This window comes from Pseudomonas sp. LB3P14, assembly GCF_054898045.1.
This window is the reverse complement of record NZ_CM142714.1, coordinates 6145444-6164211: the sequence shown is the minus strand read 5'-3', so window position 1 is coordinate 6164211 and position 18768 is coordinate 6145444. Positions and strand designations below refer to the sequence as shown.

The window sequence follows — 18768 nt, the reverse complement described above, 5'->3', positions numbered from 1 at the left end:
ACCTACCATGCGGATTATTCAAGCGACCCTCGAACATCTGGACCTGCTGACCCCTTTGTTCGTCAAATATCGCGAGTTTTATGGCTCCCTGGCCTATCCGGACTCGTCCCGGGCGTTCCTCGAGAAACGCCTGCGCCGCAAGGAGTCGGTGATCTATCTGGCCCTGGCCGATGACGATAGCAACAAACTGATGGGTTTCTGTCAGTTGTATCCAAGCTTTTCGTCCCTTTCGCTTAAGCGCGTCTGGATCCTCAACGACATCTACGTCGCCGAAGAGGCCCGCCGCCAGTTGGTGGCCGACAACCTCATCCGCACTGCGAAGAAAATGGCCAAGGAAACCAATGCCGTGCGCATGCGCGTTTCCACCAGCAGCAATAACCAAGTCGCGCAGAAAACCTACGAATCCATCGGATTCAAGGAAGACACTGAGTTCAAGAACTACGTTTTACCGATCAGCGACGAGCTGTAAGCCGAAAAGATCGCAGCCCTTATGGGTAATGGCCTGAGGCTGCGATTTTCTCCTCACTGCGCTCTGAAATCCCCCGCGACAAACTCAACGCGCTTTTCACCTCTCAACCCGTATAATGCCGACCTTTCCGGCTTGTAAGAAAAACTACACCCGTCTGTAGCCTTTCGCGAAGTCATCCGCACAGGCCTGCCGAGTCGGGCCGTCACCACAGGTGCTCTCCATGGATTTCAACCCGCTCGACCTTATCCTGCATCTCGATGTTTACCTCGATTTGCTGGTGAACAACTACGGGCCATGGATTTACGCCATTTTGTTCCTGGTGATCTTCTGCGAAACCGGTCTGGTGGTGATGCCGTTCCTGCCGGGCGATTCCCTGCTGTTTATCGCTGGCGCAGTAGCGGCCGGTGGCGGCATGGACCCGGTGTTGTTAGGCGGCCTGCTGATGTTGGCGGCGATTCTCGGCGACAGCACCAACTACATAATCGGACGTACGGCGGGCGCGAAGCTTTTCAGGAATCCGAACTCGAAAATCTTCCGCCGCGACTATCTGCAGCAAACCCACGATTTCTACGACAAGCACGGCGGCAAAACCGTGACCCTGGCGCGCTTCCTGCCAATTATTCGCACCTTTGCACCGTTCGTCGCCGGCATGGCGAAAATGCCGTATCCGCGTTTCCTTGCCTTCAGCATTCTCGGCACCATCCTGTGGGTCGGTGGCCTGGTGACCCTCGGTTATTTCTTCGGCAACGTACCGTTCATCAAGCAAAACCTGTCGCTGCTGGTCGTGGGCATCATCTTGCTGTCGCTGGTTCCGATGATCATCGGCGTAATCCGCAGCCGCTTTGGCAACGCCTCATCCAAAGCCCAATCGCGCTGACTCCCCGTGTGGTCCCTTAGCGCCTGGCGTCGCCGGCGCATCCTGGCCAAGCATCCGATTGCCGACGACATGTGGCAGCGGGTGCGCCATCACTTGAGTTTTCTCGATGGCATCAGCGCCGCCGAAGACCAGTGGTTGCGCGAAGCCAGCGTACTATTCCTCGAAGACAAGCACCTGACCGCCCTGCCCGGCGTCGAACTTCACCAAGAGCAACGCCTGCTGCTGGCCGTCCAGGCGCAATTGCCATTGCTACATCTGGGCGATTTGAACTGGTATCAGGGTTTTCACGAAATCGTCCTCTATCCCGACGACTTCCTCAGCCCCCAGCGCCATCGCGATGCCAGTGGTGTCGAACACGAATGGGACGGCGAACACAGCGGCGAAGCCTGGCAGCAAGGGCCGATCATCCTCGCGTGGCCTGGCGTGATGGCCAGCGGTGGCTGGGAAGGCTACAACCTGGTGATCCACGAACTCGCGCACAAACTCGACATGCTCAACGGCGACGCCAACGGCCTGCCACCGCTGCACGCCGACATGCGGGTCAGCGACTGGGCCAAGATCATGCAAGAGGCCTACGACGACCTCGATCGGCAACTGGAGCGCAATCCAGACGCCGAAATCGCCATCGACCCGTACGCGGCGGAAAACCCCGCCGAATTCTTCGCGGTCACCAGCGAATACTTCTTCAGCGCCCCGGATTTGCTGCACGAGGCGTATCCTCAGGTCTATGAGCAGCTGAAGCTGTTCTACCGTCAGGACCCGCTAACCCGGCTGCGGCAACTTCTGACCGAGAACCCGGTCTATCAGGCACACGACTAAGGTCTCTACGACCTCTGGTACATGGCGTCGACGAAGGAATATGACTATAATCGCCGCCACTTTTTGGTCAATCCGGCCAAGTGTTTTTGGTCAACTAACGGGGGCACCGCCCAATGAGCTACAGCAAGATTCCGGCTGGCAAAGACCTGCCGAACGACATCTACGTCGCGATCGAGATTCCGGCCAACCACGCGCCGATCAAATACGAAATCGACAAAGACAGCGATTGCCTGTTCGTTGACCGTTTCATGGCCACCCCGATGTTCTACCCGGCCAACTACGGTTTCATCCCGAACACCCTGGCTGACGACGGTGACCCCCTCGACGTGCTGGTCGTGACCCCTTACCCGGTTGCTCCAGGTTCGGTCCTCCGCGCCCGTCCGGTCGGCATCCTGCACATGACCGACGACGGCGGCGGCGATGCCAAAGTCATCGCAGTCCCACACGACAAGCTGTCCCAGCTGTACGTCGACGTGAAGGAATACACCGATCTGCCACCTCTGCTGCTGGAACAGATCAAGCACTTCTTCGAGAACTACAAAGACCTCGAAAAGGGCAAATGGGTGAAAATCGAAGGTTGGGGCGACGCAGAAGCCGCTCGTACCGAGATCATGAAGTCGGTTGCTGCCTATAAAGGCTGATCGCCGCCTCTCACGAACGGCTATAACGAAGAACCCCGGTTGATCCGGAGTTTTTTGTGGGCGTTTGAATATCATATTCAACAGCCCGCTTAACTGGCGGGCAAACCGGTTTTTTCTTGTTTAATTTTTACCAAAGTCGTCTTACATCAGGACTTAAATTTGACGCTGGATTTGAACATTTTGTTGAATCAAAGCCTTATGCCGCACGGCTAGACTCGTGTTTATGAAAAAGAACAAAACCTGCGGTCCACGATTCAGAATGCTCCTGAAAGAGTTCCAAATCACGACAACGAGATTTGCCGAATTCCTGGGCATTTCCGACCCTCAAACTGTCCATAACTGGTATACCCGCGGAGTTCCTGACTACCGCATGGAGGACGTCGCCAGAAGACTGTCCGTTAACACTGAATGGCTGAAATCCGGCGAAGGACCGAAAGACGCCAGGGAATTGCATCTGATCGACGCATCCGGCAACACCTTCGACGCCCAGTCAATCCGGGGCACCTATCGGGTCATCGAGCCAGTCGATATCGAACTACCCTTTTACAAAGAAGCGGCCACTGCCCCCGGCTCCGACAAAACCCATGTCATCAAAGCCCCCAGCGAATCGATCCGCCTGCCGCGCAGCGATCTTGACTCCCTGGAAATCAACCACGCCGATGCCATCTGCGCCCGCATGGTTGGCAACAGCATGGCCGAAAAAATTGAAGACGGCTCCATCGTCGCCATCGACCGCGGGCTCACGCAAATTGTCGACGGAGAGATTTACGCAATTGAGCACGACGGCATGTTGCGCATCAAATACCTGAGCCGGGTACCAGGCAACGCGATACGCATGCGCAGCCACAACAGCTCCGAATATCCGGATGAAGTCTTCAGACCTCCGCAAATCGAAGAACAAAACATAAGGGTTCTGGGATGGGTGTTCTGGTGGTCGACCCTGAATAAACGCAGGCCACCCATACCTTTTCTGTAAAAACACAACCTTGTAGCAGCTGGCGAAGCCTGCGTCCGGCTGCACAGCAGTCGTAAACCAGACAACACGGTGTATCAGGCAGACCACGCGCCCAATTGTCGACTGCTTCGTCCGAACGCGGCCCGAGCCGAACGCAGGCTCCGCCAGCGGCTACAAGTCACGGGATAGCTCTACCCCGTACACCAAGCTGGGAATTCCCCAAAAAAATCAGTATGCTGCGCCCCACATTTGCGCATCGACCCGCCCCGCGGCGGCGAATCGCACCGACAAGGCAGATGACTTTCTCGCCAAGTCCCACAGCCGGACGCAAGATCCGGGTGTACGTTTTGAAGGCTGGCGCGGTTTACCAAAAATGAACCAAGCCAGTCCCCGAGAAGCCGGCCACAAGCCGGCTTTTTAATGCCTGTCGAAAAGTTTCTTGTCTAGTATCAGCAGTGCTGGCACTTTTCTTTCACTAGGCGATAGAGGCCTAAAAGTAAGCAGCTTCGTTTTCTTTTGAAGGAAATCTCCTCGAAAGTCCAACCTGCTTGCGCCTGATAAATGCGCTGGCTAATCTTCGACCGTCACTGCCAAATCAGTAATGGATTTAGCAGCCCACCGTTTGATTCGGTGCAGAGTGCTCCCATACGCTCGGCGCATTTCATGGCCTCGCCTTTCTATGACCTCTACACCGAGCTGGCGGCAAACGCGGCGAAGGCCGCGCCGAAAAAGCCACAAGGGAACAAAACATGAGCGACACCCCCGCTAGCCTGAGCATGCCGCCCGAAGGCTATGGAGATTGGCTGGTCGACCTCAAAGGCCGCATCCATAATGCCCAGCAGCGCGCCACTCTGGCGGTGAACCGCGAACTGGTGCTGCTCTACTGGCAGATCGGTCAGGATATTTTGTCCCGGCAAGCACAACAGGGTTGGGGAGCCAAAGTGATCGACCGCTTGGCTCAGGATTTGCGCGCAGCCTTTCCTGATATGAAAGGGTTTTCCCCACGCAACCTCAAGTACATGCGCGCATTTGCCGAAGCGTGGCCGGACGCAAAATTTGTGCAAGAGGTGCTTGCACAATTGCCTTGGTATCACCAGTTAGCGCTGTTGGACAAATTGCCCAGCCCGGAAACCCGCCGCTGGTATGCCGCCCAAGCCATCGAGCACAACTGGTCGCGCAACATTTTAGTAATGCAGATCGAGATCCGTCTGCTGGAGCGAAGCGGCAATGCGGTCAGTAACTTTGATAGTCACCTGCCCAAACCGCAGTCCGACCTTGCCCGCGAATCACTGAAAGACCCGTACCGTTTCGACTTCCTCGGTCTGACTCTTGATGCCCAGGAGCGCGAGATCGAAAACGCTCTGGTCAAGCATGTCACCGAGTTCTTACTGGAGCTAGGCGCAGGCTTTGCCTTCGTCGGCCAGCAAGTGCTGCTGGATGTAGGCGGTGACGAGTTCTTCATCGATCTGCTGTTTTATCACCTCAAGCTACGCTGCTATGTGGTAATCGAACTCAAGTCTGGCAAGTTCAAGCCCGAGCATTTGGGTCAGCTGAGTTTTTACCTCACCGCAGTGGATGCCCAGCTCAAACATCCTCAGGACGGCCCGACCATCGGCCTTCTGCTCTGCAAAAGCAAGAACAAGGTCGTAGCCGAATACGCCCTGCGTGATAACGCCCGCCCCATCGGCGTCGCCGAATACCAATTAGTGGAGTCCCTGCCGGCAGAACTGCAAACCAGCCTGCCCAGCATTGAACAGATCGAGCGCGAGCTGGCAAGTAATGACGCGTCCATGGAGGACGACTCGCAATGACGGAACAGATCTATAAACCCCACTAATGGACAGGTAAGTGGGGGCGGACCAAGAGCTGAATGGCTCGAAGGATCAGGAGCGCAACCGCGTGTAAATGCTGTGGTCGCCGTATCTAAGCCTCACGGATAACTAAACCCCTTAACCAACGTCAACTCCCCCACCGCCCGCATCGGCACCAGAAACGTTTCCATCTTCTCGTTCGGCGTTCCCTCCTCAGTTATCACCGTCACCTGCGCCGTGGTCAGCGGCTGAACCGCATCCTCCTGTCCCTCCTCATCACTGCGATACCCGCCCCCGAAGTAATTCACATAAACCAGATACTGCCCCTTGATCGGTGCAGGCATGGCGAAGATTTCCGGGCCATAGCCGGTCGTCACGTCTACATCGAGCGCCGCACCATTGGGCGCAACACGATCGCCGTACCAGATGTGTGCGCCGTCGGGGGTGATGAGGTGCAGGTCGAGGTCGGTGTTGTCGCTGTCCCAGGAAAGCAGCACTCGCAACTTCGCCGGAGTTGCCCCGCCGCTGGCGTTGAGAAATTGGGTTCGGTGGCGCTGCTGACTATCGGGGCTGCGGACTTCAACGCTGTTGCTGCCATTGGGAAACGAGAACGGGCGATCAAAGCGGCCGGCAGGATCGATCTTCAGCGGCATGCTGACGCCGTTGACGATCAACCGGCCCGGCTCACCGGACTTGGGCGCGGCTTTGATCTGCCCAGTGATGCGGGCGGTATTGGCTTGGCCCACCGGTGTGTTCACCGAGGAGGCCGGGTAGTTAACGGTTTGACGAAAGCTTTCACCTTCACCCTCAGGCGCGCCGGTGCGCCAGCCGCCAATGGGGGTGTCGAGTTTGACGGCGCCTTCGACGGCGAACGTCGTCGGCCATACGCAAAAGGAGCAGAGGAACAGGAAGACCTGTGGATAACGGAGTTTCATGGCCTATTCCAGCAAGAGGTGGCGGGCGAGCCCTTCGATGTAGGTTTCATCCTGGCCGTTGGGGTGTGCTTCGAAGGCCAGGTGCAGGTATTCGTGGGTCAGGTCGAGGCGGTCTTGCAGCGACAACACGCCGCGCACGTAGATGCGTTGGCGTTCGCGGTCGACATAGGGGCGACCGAAGGCCAGGCGGCAGACGGCGAAGGTGCTGACTTCGTTGTAGCCGACTTCGCTTTCCAAGCGTTGGCGCCAGCCGCGGCGTTGGTTTTGTAGCCAGTCTTGCGCGGCGGGGAGTGCTTCGCAGGAGGCGACGGGGTTGTCCCAGCGGCTGAGGCTCGCGCGCGGATAGGCGTGGAGCAGGATGGCGTCGAAGCGCTGGCCAGCGTTGGCTTGCTCGACGGCTTGCTGCCAGGAGAGCTTGTCCGGGCCGGGTTGGTCGGAGTGGTAGGTGACGGTGCTGCCGGCGAGGACCAGGTCGCTGGTCCAGGCGGCGATGTTGCGCGATTCGGCCGTGGCCGGGCGCGGGGCGACGCGTTGGCGGTTGCTGCTGTCGTCGATACTCAGGCAGTCGCCGTGGCGGGTGGCGTTTTGCAGCAGGTAAGTGCGGATAGCGACGGCCAGGGCTTTTGCGGCTTCGGCGGGTTCGGATTTGGCTTCCCGTTGCAGGACGCGAGCGACGTATTCTTCGCGGTCCAGGCGGGCGACGAGTTTGTCTTTGAGCAGGAAGAGTTCGCCGTCGCTGTGGATATCCAGTTGATTGCCGTTGGTGAATTCGACGCGGTAGTCGCCCTGCAAGTGTCCCGATTCAACAACACGGTCCCCCGCCAGAACGCGCCCGATCGGATAACGGGAAAACAGACCGACCTCAACACAACGACCCGCCTCTGCCGGCCATGACGACGGCAGAACAGTCGCCAGCGCCTGACCATAATTGCGCAAGACCCTTGCGCTGGTCCCTCGCCCACCCGCCCAAATCGGCGTTCCATCCGCCAACCACCCAGCAAACCCGCCCTGACGTGAAGAAGAATCCTGATCCCCCAACCAGCTCCAGGTTTTCACCCGCAATCGACCACCGAGTTCACCCACGAGATTGCCGTCAGCGGCATTCAACACCACATCCAGCAACACCCGTCGCGCCTGATCCTGCGCCGGCATCACGGCCAACATTTGCAGCAACTCAGTCACTGAAACCCGGGCAGCAGGTTGCAACGACGGCAAATCCAGCAACCACTCCGGCGCCTGCCGTGCCTGCCAATACGTGCGCCACTCAGCGCCAGCAATGCCCAACCGCTTGGGTTCAAAGTACAAACCACACGACTTCACCAACGCCTGATCGCGACCAATCTTGCCGCCGGCCGTGCAGCAATAAACTTCCTCTTTCGACTGACCGCGACACTCGTAAGGCGATTCATGGGCGCCGGTATCGACCAGCCAGCCGTACACAAACAACTTCCACACACTGCCCAAAGGCGTCTGCAAATCAGCCGGCAACGGCTCGCGCGCGATCACCTGAGTTCGACTCAAAGAAAGCAACTCACCTTTAAAGGCCAGCCGCAGCGGCTCGTCCTGCGCGGTTGCCAGCGCAGGGATCAAGCACAGCAGCCACCAGACCAGCGGTCGGGTCATGTCAGTTGACCGTGACCTGGCCGAGGGCCGGTTTCTGTTCCTGAGCCTGATGCTGTGGCGCGTAGACCTGAGTGAAACGTACCGCCGGCAAGTTGAACTGGCCCTTCTGCGAGAAGCGCACCAGATGACGCAGACGCAACTCGCCACTCAAGGCATCAACCGGAATGGCATAGGCCATTTGCCCCGGTTCGAAACGCGCCTTCTCCAACGCCATCGGCTCGGTGCCGGCCTTGCCCATCAGCTTGATGCCCCACGTGGTGCGCTCGACATCGGCACCCGGTGGCAGCGGCACTTCGAGCATGCCGTAGCGCAGCGGTTTCGCGGCTTTGCTGGTGATGATCACTTCGTCCAGGTACAGGCTGTCGCTGGACAACGGTTTGTTGCCGACCGCTTCCAGTTTGAAGTTGAAGGCTTCGTCACCCGGCACCAAACGCGACAGACGACGGGTGATGGTCACGGCCATCGGATTAACCGCCGGTTGCTTGGTCTGGTAGCTCAGCGCGGCGCGCAACGGACGCTCTTGCGTCCCAGTCAGCGACAACACTGTCGGCACGGGCGAAGTACCCTGCCATGTCCAATACACCTCGCCGGTATCACCATAGTTTTTCTTCCAGCCTTCACCCGGTGCCAGGGCGATGGTCGGCGAGGCCTGCTCGATACTGCGTTGCAACCAGGTCAGCGCCAACGCGCGTTCCAGGGTCGATTGCTGGGGTAGCAGACGTTGCAGCAACGCTGCCGCGTGAGCCTGGTCGAAGGCTTGCAGCGACAGGTTCAACGCTTCGGCGAACGGTTGAGAACTGACGGCCAAACGCTGCTGAGCATCTGCCAGCTGCCGATTAAAGGTGTCCGGCAGATTGACCTTCGATTGCTTCGCCAAAGAGGCAGTCAACGCACGAGCCGCAGCCAAACCGAGCGCCGAATCCGGATCGCTCATGACAATGCTGTCCTCACCATCCTCCATCAGGTTCGCCGCATTACCCTCACCCGCTTTCGCCAAGTCATCCATCAACCCGCTGAGCAAAGTGTTCACCGGCAATTGCATCTGCTTGGCGAATGACAGAATCAGCGCTCTCTGTAGCAGCGGTGTGTTTTTGGCCTGTTTCGAATAAACCTCCAGCACCCGCTGCCAATGCTCCGGCGGCAGGCTCAACTCCAGCGCTTTGCTGGCGTGCCAGTCGGCGTAGTAAGCGTAAGCCGTGAGGAATGCATCCGGCTCACCGTCCATGCCCCACCAGGTGAAACTCGCCGAAGGCCCGGCCATTTGCACCAGGCGCAGACGGCTGTTCTGCATGATCAGGCGCAAGCGATCGCGGATGTGCGGGTTCGACGACAGGGTCGGATACGCGATGCTCAGCGGCAGCAAACGACTGGCCGTTTGCTCGACACCGCCGTACGGATAGCTCAACAGATCGTCGAGTGCCGAGCGGAACAGCGCTTGCGGACTGTCGTCCAGACGCAGGCGAATATCGCTGGCGTCCGCCGGCAGGGTCAGTGGTGTATCACCGCTGGCCACGTCCAGACTTTGGCTTTGCGTGACCTGCCAGCCTTCACCGGTCGCGGTCAGGCGCACGGCCAGCGCATCGGCGTTTTTGCCGTCCTGCACCAGCTCCGCAGTCCAATCGCCACTGGCCAACGCGAACGCCGGCAGCGCGATGTAGTTGATGCCGTTGTTCAAAGTCACCGGCACGCGCTGTTCGGTGCCAGCGTAATGAATCACCAGCTCAGCCTTGACCGGTTTTTCGGCCTGACTGAAAGCGAACACGCCCAGATCAGGTTTGTCGCCGTTGCGGAATTTGGTCGGGCCGCTCCACTTCAGGTACAGAGGTTTTTCCGAGCGCACGAATTGCTTCTTCTGCCCGACCTGACCGTCATCAGCAATGGCCCGCGCAGTGATGCGCCAGCGGGTCAGCGAGTCCGGCATCTTGAAGGTGAAGCGGGTTTTGCCGTTTGCGTCGGTCACCAGTTCCGGCTGCCACGCAGCGGTGTCGACGTCTTCACGACGCGGCCGCTCCAGCACTTTCACGCCTCGCTCGCTGCGGTTGGCTTTGCCCGGCGCGCCTGGGCTGCCCGGCAATGCCACGTCGTAGCTGATGAACGACAGACTGGCGCTGGTGCGCACGTTGTTGCGGCGCGGGTGGTAGAAAAACTGGTCGATGGTCGGTGCGACTTCCGGTTGCAGCGCGTAGACCATTTCGTCCACCACGCTGACCGTCAGGTGTGCCGGGATCGGCTTGCCAGCGAACTGGGTGGTCAAGTCAACCGACACGGTATCGCCCGGCTGATACGACTCTTTATCGGTGGCGATGGCCACGTCGATCTGCGGCGCGATCACCTTGATGCCGGCGTTCTGGAAGCTGTACTGACCGCCCTTGGTGTAAAGCACGGAGAAGGTCAGGTTCGGCGCAAAATTGTCCTTCACCGGGATACGCGCGCGGTACTGGGTCTCGCTGAGTTTTTCCATCTTCAGCCAGTCGCCGCCCTTGGACAGCAGCGCCGTGGCCTCGACCTTGTCGCGCTCGAGCGACAGCAATGCATCGCTGATCGGCTCAGGGAAAGTGATCAATGCGAGGGCTTCGTCGCCGGCCTTGTACTCGGGTTTGTCGAGGACGAGTTCCACGGTGCCGGGCACGGCTTTGACGCCGTCACCGATGACCGAATGACCGGTGGCACCCACCACGCGTCCATGGTCGTCCTTCAGCGTCAGGTTGTAAGTGCCCGGACGGTCGAAGGCCAGGGTGAAGCTTTTATCGGTTGCGGCGAGTTTGCCGTCGCCCGTGGTCTGGTCTTCCAGACGTACCCAACCGTAACTGCTCGGCGTCACCGATTTGCTTTGCTCGCTGCCGCCTTCGTTGGCGTAGCCGAACGCGACCTTGTCACCCACCGCACTGAACCGCTGTGGCGCACGCAGGCTGAAACTCGCAGCGCCGCGGTCGATGAGAATTTCCTTGGTGGTCTTGACCCGATACGCCGCACCATCGCTGGCGAACACGGTAAGCATGTACCGACTCGGCTTCTCGGCAGCCGGCAGATCGAGCGTCGCGTTGCCCTTGGCATCGGTGGTCAGTTCAGTGCTGGTCAACTCAACCGGGAATGGCCCGAGGTATTGCAGTTCGTTGTCGACCATCGACAGTTGTTGGGCGCGCAGGCTCAGGCTCAACTTGGCGTTGGCCACCGGTTTGCCGTCCGGGTACAGCAGCACGAGGCTGCCTTTCACCGGCTCGCCGGTGCGGTAATCCTGCTTGGCCAGGTTCAGGGAAATTTCGAAGTGCGGCTTGATGTATTCGGCGACACGGAAGGCACTGCTGTAGGCCTGATCCTTGTAGCTGAAACGCAGCTCATAACCACCCGCTACCGCGTTGTCCGGCAACTGGAACCGGCCTTGAGTGCCAGCCTTGGAATCGAGCTTCAGCGCCAGCGATTGCAGCGCCGTGCCGGTGGCATCGAGCACGGTGACATTGACGTCAGCTGCTGTCGGCAGCACCGAGTCGCGGGCATTCTTGAACTCGCGTCCGACAATTTTCAACGACACCCAATCCCCCGGCCGATACAGCGGCCGGTCAGTGAACGCATAGAGTTTGGTGTCGTAGATTTCGCTGTCGTAATAGAAGTTTTCGGAGACAAAAACCCCGCCCTCTTCGTCCTCGCCGATCACGAAAGAACGCTCCGGGCTGACGTGTTTCAAGCGCAGCAAACCATCGGTATCGGTGGCGCCACTGCTCATCACGCCCAACCCATCGGTCCATAGAACGTTGACCTTCGGCACCGAACTGCCTTCGTGTTTACGCGCAGCCCAGACCACCAGCTCATCACCGGCAATCTTGCTCACGGCCACGGTGTTGGAGACGAAGACCATGGTCGTCGCGCGGTATTTACCAATCAGCGCTTCCACCAGGTACAGACCCGGTTTCAGGTTGCCCAACGGGATGTAAACGTTACCGGGCGTAACGCTGACGAACTCGCTGGAAGAACCGGCCAGGTTCACGCCCTCAGGCGGCTCGATCGGTTTGGCTTGCCACAGCGGATAACGGAATTGGCTGACCACCGGCAAGCCCGGAATCAGCGCGAACTGCGGCTGAGCGTCGTAGGGCGTTGGCGCGGCCATGGCGGTGCCCATCTTCAGTTCCGGCACTTCCTCGGTGACTTGCTTACGCGATTCGTAGGAGAACGCCCGCTGCATCACCCGACGGGATTTGCGGTACCAGTTGTCCCACAAATACGCGAGGGTGTTCGACAGGCCTTCGCCCTTGAACTGGCCGTCGCTGACCACCCGGTGCAGGTTTTTCTGGCGCTTGAGGAAATGCAGCGGCTTGTCGATGCGGTACACGCGAATGTCGGCGCCGCCGTAAGGCTCCATGCGGAACCGCCGGTAGTCGCGGCCCGGCGCTTCAAGGCGAACCATCGCCTGTTCGTCGCTGGCAAAACTGCTGTCGGCCAGCAGGAAAAAGCTTTCACCGGCCACCGGCGTGTAGCCGCTCGGCTCGACGGTGTCTTCGGCATTCACCGCCGAAAACGGCAGTACCAATACCAACAGTAGAGACAGAAAGCGCAGCATGCGGGCACCGGTCATTGGGAGAGAAAGTTCAGTCGATAGACGCCGATGAAGTTGGGGTTGGCTGCGTCGGGTATCCATCGGGTGTCCTTCCATGTCATGAGTTGCTGCAGGCTTGCGGAGCGCATGCCGTTGTCAGTCGGGGTAGTGGTGCCGGTGTGATAGGCGATGTAGCGGCCCATCCAGATCATCAGGTGCTGGTCGTCGCCCTGATCGAAAAACATCAAGTCGCCGGGCCGGGCTTGCGCTAAATCGCGGCCGACCAAACGGCTGTTGAACTGAATCAGTTTGATCGCGTTGACGTACGGTCCGACCTTGCCGCCGCCCTGCTGCCATTGCTGGGCGAGGCCGCGCTGGGCCTCGCTCAATTGCAACTCCGGCGGCAGATAGCGGTTGGACAAGCCATTGCTGCGAAGCCATTTGTCGTCATGAACTTTCAGCGCTTCGTTAGCCGCGAATCGCACCAGTCCCGCGCAATCCTGCTGATACCAGCGCGGGCTCGGGCCTTGGGTCAGTTGTTCCTGGGCGATGCGCACGAACCAGGCACGGAACACCTGGGATTGCTGCACGTCCAGTGGCGGCGCCTCAGTGGCAAATGCCCGGGTACCCAGCAGCAACGCCAGCAGGCCAAGGCCTCGGATAAGTGCTGTCACAGGGCTTTCCATTCCAGCGGCAGCCATTGCCAGTGGCCGTCGGGTTCGCTGCCTTCCGGAAGCGTCAGTGCGTACTTGCCGTAACCGCCGAGCTTGCGCAGTTTCGGGATCAGGTAGGTTTGCGCGGCGTTGTAGAACACCGGCTCCATGTCTTGCGGCAGGCTGTCGAGGGTTTCCTGTTGCATCAGCTGCGCCATGGAGTCCGGGCCGAAGTAGACCGGCATCAGCAGGTCTTTTGGTACCACGTCGGCCATCGGCGGGAAGCGTTTGTCGAGGGTGCCGAGGGCCTTGTCGACCAGTTTGTCATCGAGGGAGAACAGCAGCGTTGAACCGTGGCGCGCCAGGCTCACTTTCATGAACGCCTTGCCGGTGATCGCGTCCGGATTCTCGGCATCCTTGGCCGCATACGGGCCGAAGTTGGAGCTGACCTGACGCTGCCACTGATGGGATTGGCCTTCCTGTTTTTCGACGACCGGGAACGCGTGCTCTTCGACGTTGCCTTCGTAGGCGCCGACCATCGAGCCGAACAAATTGCCCAGATCACCGTCGAGTTTGGCGCTGTTCTTGTCGTTCAGACTGGCCACCAGCAACGGCGTGTACAACCGCGAATCGGCGTACCAGCACAGACCGGCAGCGCCGGCCATGTGTTCGGTCAGGGCCTGGGCCACAGACTCTTCGGCGCCGAGTTTTACCAGCAGCGGTTTCTGTTGTTCGGCGGCGAGCGGCAAGGCTACACAGGCGCTTGCGCCCATGGGCATGGCTTGCCAGATCGGTTTGAAATCGAAGTCCGGCTGGTTGTCCAGTTCGTCCATGGCAAGGAAGCTGTGCCAGCCCTTGTCGTCCATGTCGAAGCGCAGGCCGGCGAAGTTCGGGATGAAACGCTGGTAACCCATGGCCAGGACGCTGGCATTGACCGAGAGGCGTTGTTTCACCTCGGGCGCGCGGGGTTGCAGGCCGAAGGCTTCGGAGAACAGTTTGTCGCCGTTGAGCAACGCCGCGATGGCCTTGGTCGAGACGCTGCCCGGTTCTTCCGATGAGCCGCTTTGCGGATCGTAGAGTTTGGTCGGGTTGGACAGCACCACCAGTTTGTCGCCATGGGAGGCGAACAGCAGCGCTTTGCTGGCGTTATAGCTCAGTTGATAGAGCGCAACGTCGTCGGCACCCACTTTCACATCACCGATTTTGCTCAGTTGCGAATCATCCAGGGCCACTTTCGCCAGCGGCTCCAGCACCTTGGCCAGACCACCGCGATCCATCACCAACAAAAAGTCTTTCAGGCGACCATCCGCCCCACGCCACAGCGCCACGTCCGCCGGTTGATCGAAGAGCTGCTCGATCAGGCTGTCCTGCAGCTTCAGGTCATGTTCGTAAATGATCCGCCGCAGACTGCCGATCAAACCGAGACGATCCGCATGCGTTTCGTAATAGAAGACGAAATCTTCGGTCAGGGTTTCCTTGAGGAACGGCACCGCCAGCAAGTCCTTGGGCAACTGGCTCAAGGAGTGGGTTTCGAGCAGACCGTCCGGCCGGCTCATGCCCAGTTTGTCGCTGGCCAACTGCGCCGGCGGCGCCTTGGGTTTGTGCATGAACCAGCCCAACCCACCGGCCACGCCAGCCACCAGGCACAGCCCGACCAGGACGGCCGGCCAGCGACGTGAAGGTTTGGCAGCCGGTGCGTCAGCGGCAGGAGAAACAGTGTTATCGCTCATGTTCACGCTCATGTTCCCAAAGCTCAGCAATTCATCCGTGGTGCGGGATGTTCAATAGTTGAAAGTCTTGACCAGCAGCAGGTCACCGATGGCCCGCAGGGGCACGATGAAGGTCTCGCGTTTTTCGTCGACGGTGTTTTCGTTGAGCACCAAGTTGATTTGCGAGGTGATCACCTCGTTCTGGTTGCTGGTCTCATCGAAGTTATAGCCGCCACTGCCAAAGTTGCCCCAATAGTTCACGTAAACCAGATAGGTGCCATGCATCGGCGCGGTCATGGTGAACATTTCCGGGCCGGGGCCATCGACGCCGTCCGGGTCCAGCCCCCCGCCGTTGGTCAACGCCGAGTGAGCCCAGAACGCATGCTGGCCGTCAGGAGTAATGATGTGCAGGTCGAGTTCCGCTTTCGGGTCATCCCAACCCAACACCACACGAATCCGCGCCGGGGTGCGCAGGTTGTTGGCTTCATAGAATTGAACGCGCTTGAGCGATTTGCCTTCAGCGCTGCGCACTTCGACGCTGTTGGAACCGGCACCGAAGGCATACGGCCGGGCGAAACGCCCTTGGTCGTCGGTATATAGATTCAGAGGATTGCCGTTAACCGACAGGCTGTGCGGTCCACGCTGAGTGCCGATGGCCTTGAGCTGGCCTTCAATCATCGTGCGATTGCGCTGCACACCCCGATCGATGGGTGGCGTGGGATAGGCGACTTGAGGATTTTCACTGCGGTCCAGCAGGCCGGAATAACGCCAGCCGCCCACCGGTTCCGACAGCTCGGCCAAAGCCGCGGTCGCGCAGACGAGCCCCATCAGCAATGGAAGAAATGAACGCATGTGACGCCTCCTGCCATGCATAACGAAACCTTGCGCCCGATCCTCGGCGCGTTACAGATCCAAAAAACTGCGTTTCGTCAGAAAGACCCGTGACTATCGGGTCGTAGAAGGCGCGAAGATTAGCCATTTGGCGGTTTTTTAACAATCGGATGCCTCTATATTTGCGCTGGGAATCACCTCTGGTGTGCTGGACGGTGAGCCGAATAGGCGTCATATTCGGCTCATTATATGAGCCGAATAACACTACTATTCGGCTCACTCACTCCAAGAGCATCGAGTTCATGGCATCTCACTGGATCTGGCAGCAGCCTGATTGGCCAAATTTCAACTGGCAAGCGGAGCGCTTGGGGCCGTTGTTGCGCGAGTGTGTTCAAGCCCAAGGACGATTGATGGGCATGGCCAGTTCAGTAGGCAGTTCGCTGAGCGCTCAAAGCGAACTGGATGCGCTGTTGCAGAACATCGTGACCTCATCCGCCATTGAGGGTGAACAGCTGAATGTAGGCTCGGTTCGCTCGTCTTTGGCGCGGCGGTTGGGCCTGGAGCTGGTCGATGGCAATAACGTCAGCCAACGCAGCGAAGGGCTGGCGCAATTGATGCTCGACGCCACTCAGCATTTCGCTGAACCGCTGACGCTGGAGCGATTACTGGACTGGCATGAGTGGCTGTTTCCCGAGCAAGACACCGAGCTCGCCGCCCGGCCGATCCGGGTCGGCGCGTTACGCGGCGATGATCCGATGCAAGTGGTGTCCGGTCGCCTCGACAGGCCAACCGTTCACTTCGAAGCTCCGCCTCGTCAGGGCCTTGAGCGACAGCTAGACACTTTCCTCACCTGGTTTACCGCCAGCCAAAATCAGGCCGGACTCGATCCATTGCTGCGGGCCGGCATCGCGCACTTCTGGTTCGTCACCCTGCACCCTTTCGACGATGGCAACGGTCGCCTGACGCGAACGATCACCGACCTGGCGCTGGCTCAGGGCGAAGATCAAGCCGTCCGCTTCTATGCCATGTCGGCGAGCATTCTCGAGGATCGGTCCGGCTATTATCGAGTGCTCGAAACCTGCCAGAAAGCCGCGCTGGATATCACCGAGTGGCTGGAATGGTTTCTGCAAACCCTGCTGCGCAGCTTGCAACAAGCCATGGCCCGAATCGAAAGCGTTCTGGGCAAGACGCGTTTCTGGCAGGCGCATAGGCTGTCATCGCTGTCGGCCGAGCAGATAAAGGTCCTCAATCGCTTGCTCGATGGTGGGGAACGAGGTTTCACGGACGGGATCAGCGCGGCTCAGTATCAGGCGGTGGCGAAGGTATCCAAAGCTACTGCAACCCGTCATCTGGTCGAGTTGTTGGAGAAAGGCTGCCTCAAACGTCTGCCCGGTGGCGGGCGCAGTACTCGATACCAGATCAGCTACCCCGATGTTCTCACCACTTTAATTGAACCAAACCGCGATCTGTAGCAGCCGAACGCAGGCTTCGCCAGCTGCTATGTATGGACTCGCCCTCACTGTCTACCCGCTTTTGAAAAACCGCCGCCCCGTTGCATCTATGTATTAGGCCTATTCGAGGAAGCCGTCTTCGGCTTCTGGCCAAAATTGGAAGAGCTCGTGGTTTGCCGATTACAGTCAGGCCTCGAAGGCCAGTAGCAGCTAAGGCATCAATCCACGCCGGTCTTACCTGGGGTCAATTTTTTTTCAGCAAAGGGCCGGACAGTTAGTACCTCGGTGGCAGAACTCTGTCGCTCAGTGGCTCATCGTCGCTTGCTGGCCATCACCAGCCTGGCGACGATAAGTCTGGTCATTCTGTAGAAGCACCCAGACGATTCGCAGGTTGCGGTTGGCTAACCTGACCGCAGCCTCCTTACGGCCCAGTCGGCTCATCCAGCGCAACAAGCGGCGGTCATCGGGTTGCTGGGAATCAGGTCGTAGTTGTTGCAGTACCGCATGGGCTCCCTGGATCATCAGGCTGCGTAAATAAACATCGCCGCGCTTGGTCATGTCCCCCAGCCGGACCGTCTGCCCGCTGCTGTGCTGGTCAGGCACCATGCCAAAGTACGCGGCAAACTTGCGGGCATTGGGAAATCGCTCAGGCTTGGTTTCCTTGGCCACCAGTGCCGTGGCAGTGACTGGGCCGATGCCGCGCACAGTCATCAGTCGCTTCGCCGTCATGTCGGCGTTGGCGGCCACTTCCAGGCGCCCCGTCAGCACGCTGATGCGTTCGCCCAAATGGCGCCACTCGGCCAACAGTTCGTCGATCAGTTCACGCAGCAGGCCCGGCACCGGCTGGGTGGCATCTTCCAGTACCCGCGGAATTTTCTGGCTGATCGCAACATCGCCCTGCGCCAAGGCCACGCCATGCTCGAGCAGCAGGCCGCGCATCTGATTACTCACCGCCGTGCGTCGACGCACATAGCCTTGGCGGGCGCGATGCAACGCCTGCATTGCCAGCGCCGCAACGCTTTTGACCGGCACTGCGTAGATCTTTTCATCGCGACCAGCCCGCAGAATCGCCAGCGCATCGTTGCGATCATTTTTAGGCCCGCTGCGATGTGTGGCCACCAAACCGGCTGGAAGAATCCGCGCCAGATTGCCTTGGTCTTGCAGCTGCCGGGCCCAGGCTTGAGCACCCGGACCGGTCTCCATCAGAACCACGACATGAGGCGGCAACTGGCGTAGAAACTCATAAAACGCCTCGCGCGACTTGATCCGTTGCTCGTAGTGCACCTGGCCGAGGACGTCTTCACCGGCGACCTGAAAGACCTGCTTGGCCAGATCGACCGCCACGGTTGTGCAGGCCGACAAATCGGAAGAAGACAGGGATTGATCAATCGAAGTATGCTTTTTCATGGACTCGCCCTCGCTGTCGTTGGCTGTTTAGACTGCCATCGTGGCGCATTGACGCCTCG

General features: G+C 59.3%; 14 protein-coding genes. 7 read left to right on the top strand and 7 right to left on the bottom strand.

Going from position 1 to position 18768, the window contains the following annotated elements; genetic code table 11:
- Positions 1-7: 7 nt before the first annotated feature.
- From ACYZT5_RS28220 to ACYZT5_RS28195, 6 genes are all read left to right on the top strand, one after another.
- Positions 8-469: a GNAT family N-acetyltransferase gene (locus tag ACYZT5_RS28220; RefSeq protein WP_462048305.1), complete on the top strand. Its 462-nt coding sequence runs from the start codon at positions 8-10 to the stop codon at positions 467-469.
- 220 nt (positions 470-689) lie between these two features.
- A complete protein-coding gene (locus ACYZT5_RS28215) occupies positions 690-1346 on the top strand; it encodes a DedA family protein (RefSeq protein ID WP_462048304.1) in 657 nt (218 codons plus the stop codon).
- A 6-nt stretch (positions 1347-1352) separates the two neighbouring features.
- Positions 1353-2165, top strand: coding sequence for a M90 family metallopeptidase (locus ACYZT5_RS28210; protein ID WP_462048303.1), 813 nt, complete (start codon positions 1353-1355; stop codon positions 2163-2165).
- 113 nt (positions 2166-2278) lie between these two features.
- On the top strand, positions 2279-2806 hold the full coding sequence (ppa, locus tag ACYZT5_RS28205) for an inorganic diphosphatase (protein WP_462002876.1): 528 nt from the start codon (positions 2279-2281) through the stop codon (positions 2804-2806).
- 223 nt (positions 2807-3029) lie between these two features.
- Positions 3030-3782 (top strand): S24 family peptidase, encoded by a 753-nt coding sequence (locus tag ACYZT5_RS28200; protein ID WP_462048302.1) that lies wholly within the window; start codon positions 3030-3032, stop codon positions 3780-3782.
- Between the two features lie 728 nt (positions 3783-4510).
- Positions 4511-5572 carry a PDDEXK nuclease domain-containing protein gene (locus tag ACYZT5_RS28195; RefSeq protein ID WP_462048301.1) on the top strand — a complete coding sequence of 354 codons (1062 nt, stop codon included), beginning with the start codon at positions 4511-4513 and terminating at the stop codon, positions 5570-5572.
- A gap of 119 nt (positions 5573-5691) precedes the next feature.
- Here the strand turns inward: ACYZT5_RS28195 and ACYZT5_RS28190 are convergent, their stop codons facing one another.
- From ACYZT5_RS28190 to ACYZT5_RS28165, 6 genes are read right to left on the bottom strand one after another with little or no spacing between them, the layout of a single operon-like run.
- A complete protein-coding gene (locus ACYZT5_RS28190) occupies positions 5692-6507 on the bottom strand; it encodes a YfaP family protein (RefSeq protein ID WP_462048300.1) in 816 nt (271 codons plus the stop codon).
- 3 nt (positions 6508-6510) lie between these two features.
- Positions 6511-8130, bottom strand: a complete 1620-nt coding sequence (locus tag ACYZT5_RS28185; RefSeq protein ID WP_462048299.1) for a DUF2300 domain-containing protein — start codon at positions 8128-8130, stop codon at positions 6511-6513.
- Position 8131: 1 nt separating this feature from the next.
- A complete protein-coding gene (locus tag ACYZT5_RS28180; protein WP_462052322.1) occupies positions 8132-12697 on the bottom strand; it encodes an alpha-2-macroglobulin family protein in 4566 nt (1521 codons plus the stop codon).
- Positions 12694-13344, bottom strand: coding sequence for a DUF1175 domain-containing protein (locus tag ACYZT5_RS28175; protein ID WP_462048298.1), 651 nt, complete (start codon positions 13342-13344; stop codon positions 12694-12696). Before ACYZT5_RS28175 ends, ACYZT5_RS28180 begins: the two co-directional genes overlap by 4 nt.
- Positions 13329-15041 (bottom strand): DUF2138 domain-containing protein, encoded by a 1713-nt coding sequence (locus ACYZT5_RS28170; protein WP_462048297.1) that lies wholly within the window; start codon positions 15039-15041, stop codon positions 13329-13331. The genes ACYZT5_RS28175 and ACYZT5_RS28170 overlap by 16 nt, the downstream gene beginning before the upstream one ends.
- 51 nt (positions 15042-15092) lie before the next feature.
- The gene (locus ACYZT5_RS28165; protein WP_462048296.1) at positions 15093-15872 is read right to left on the bottom strand and encodes a YfaP family protein; all 780 of its coding nucleotides are present in this window, start codon (positions 15870-15872) and stop codon (positions 15093-15095) included.
- Positions 15873-16153: 281 nt separating this feature from the next.
- On the opposite strand from ACYZT5_RS28165, the gene ACYZT5_RS28160 reads away from it, so the two are divergent.
- A complete protein-coding gene (locus ACYZT5_RS28160) occupies positions 16154-17323 on the top strand; it encodes a Fic family protein (protein WP_462048295.1) in 1170 nt (389 codons plus the stop codon).
- Positions 17324-17605: 282 nt separating this feature from the next.
- On the opposite strand, the gene ACYZT5_RS28155 is transcribed toward ACYZT5_RS28160, so the two are convergent.
- Positions 17606-18664, bottom strand: coding sequence for an IS110 family RNA-guided transposase (locus ACYZT5_RS28155; protein WP_462052202.1), 1059 nt, complete (start codon positions 18662-18664; stop codon positions 17606-17608).
- Positions 18665-18768 lie beyond the last annotated feature (104 nt).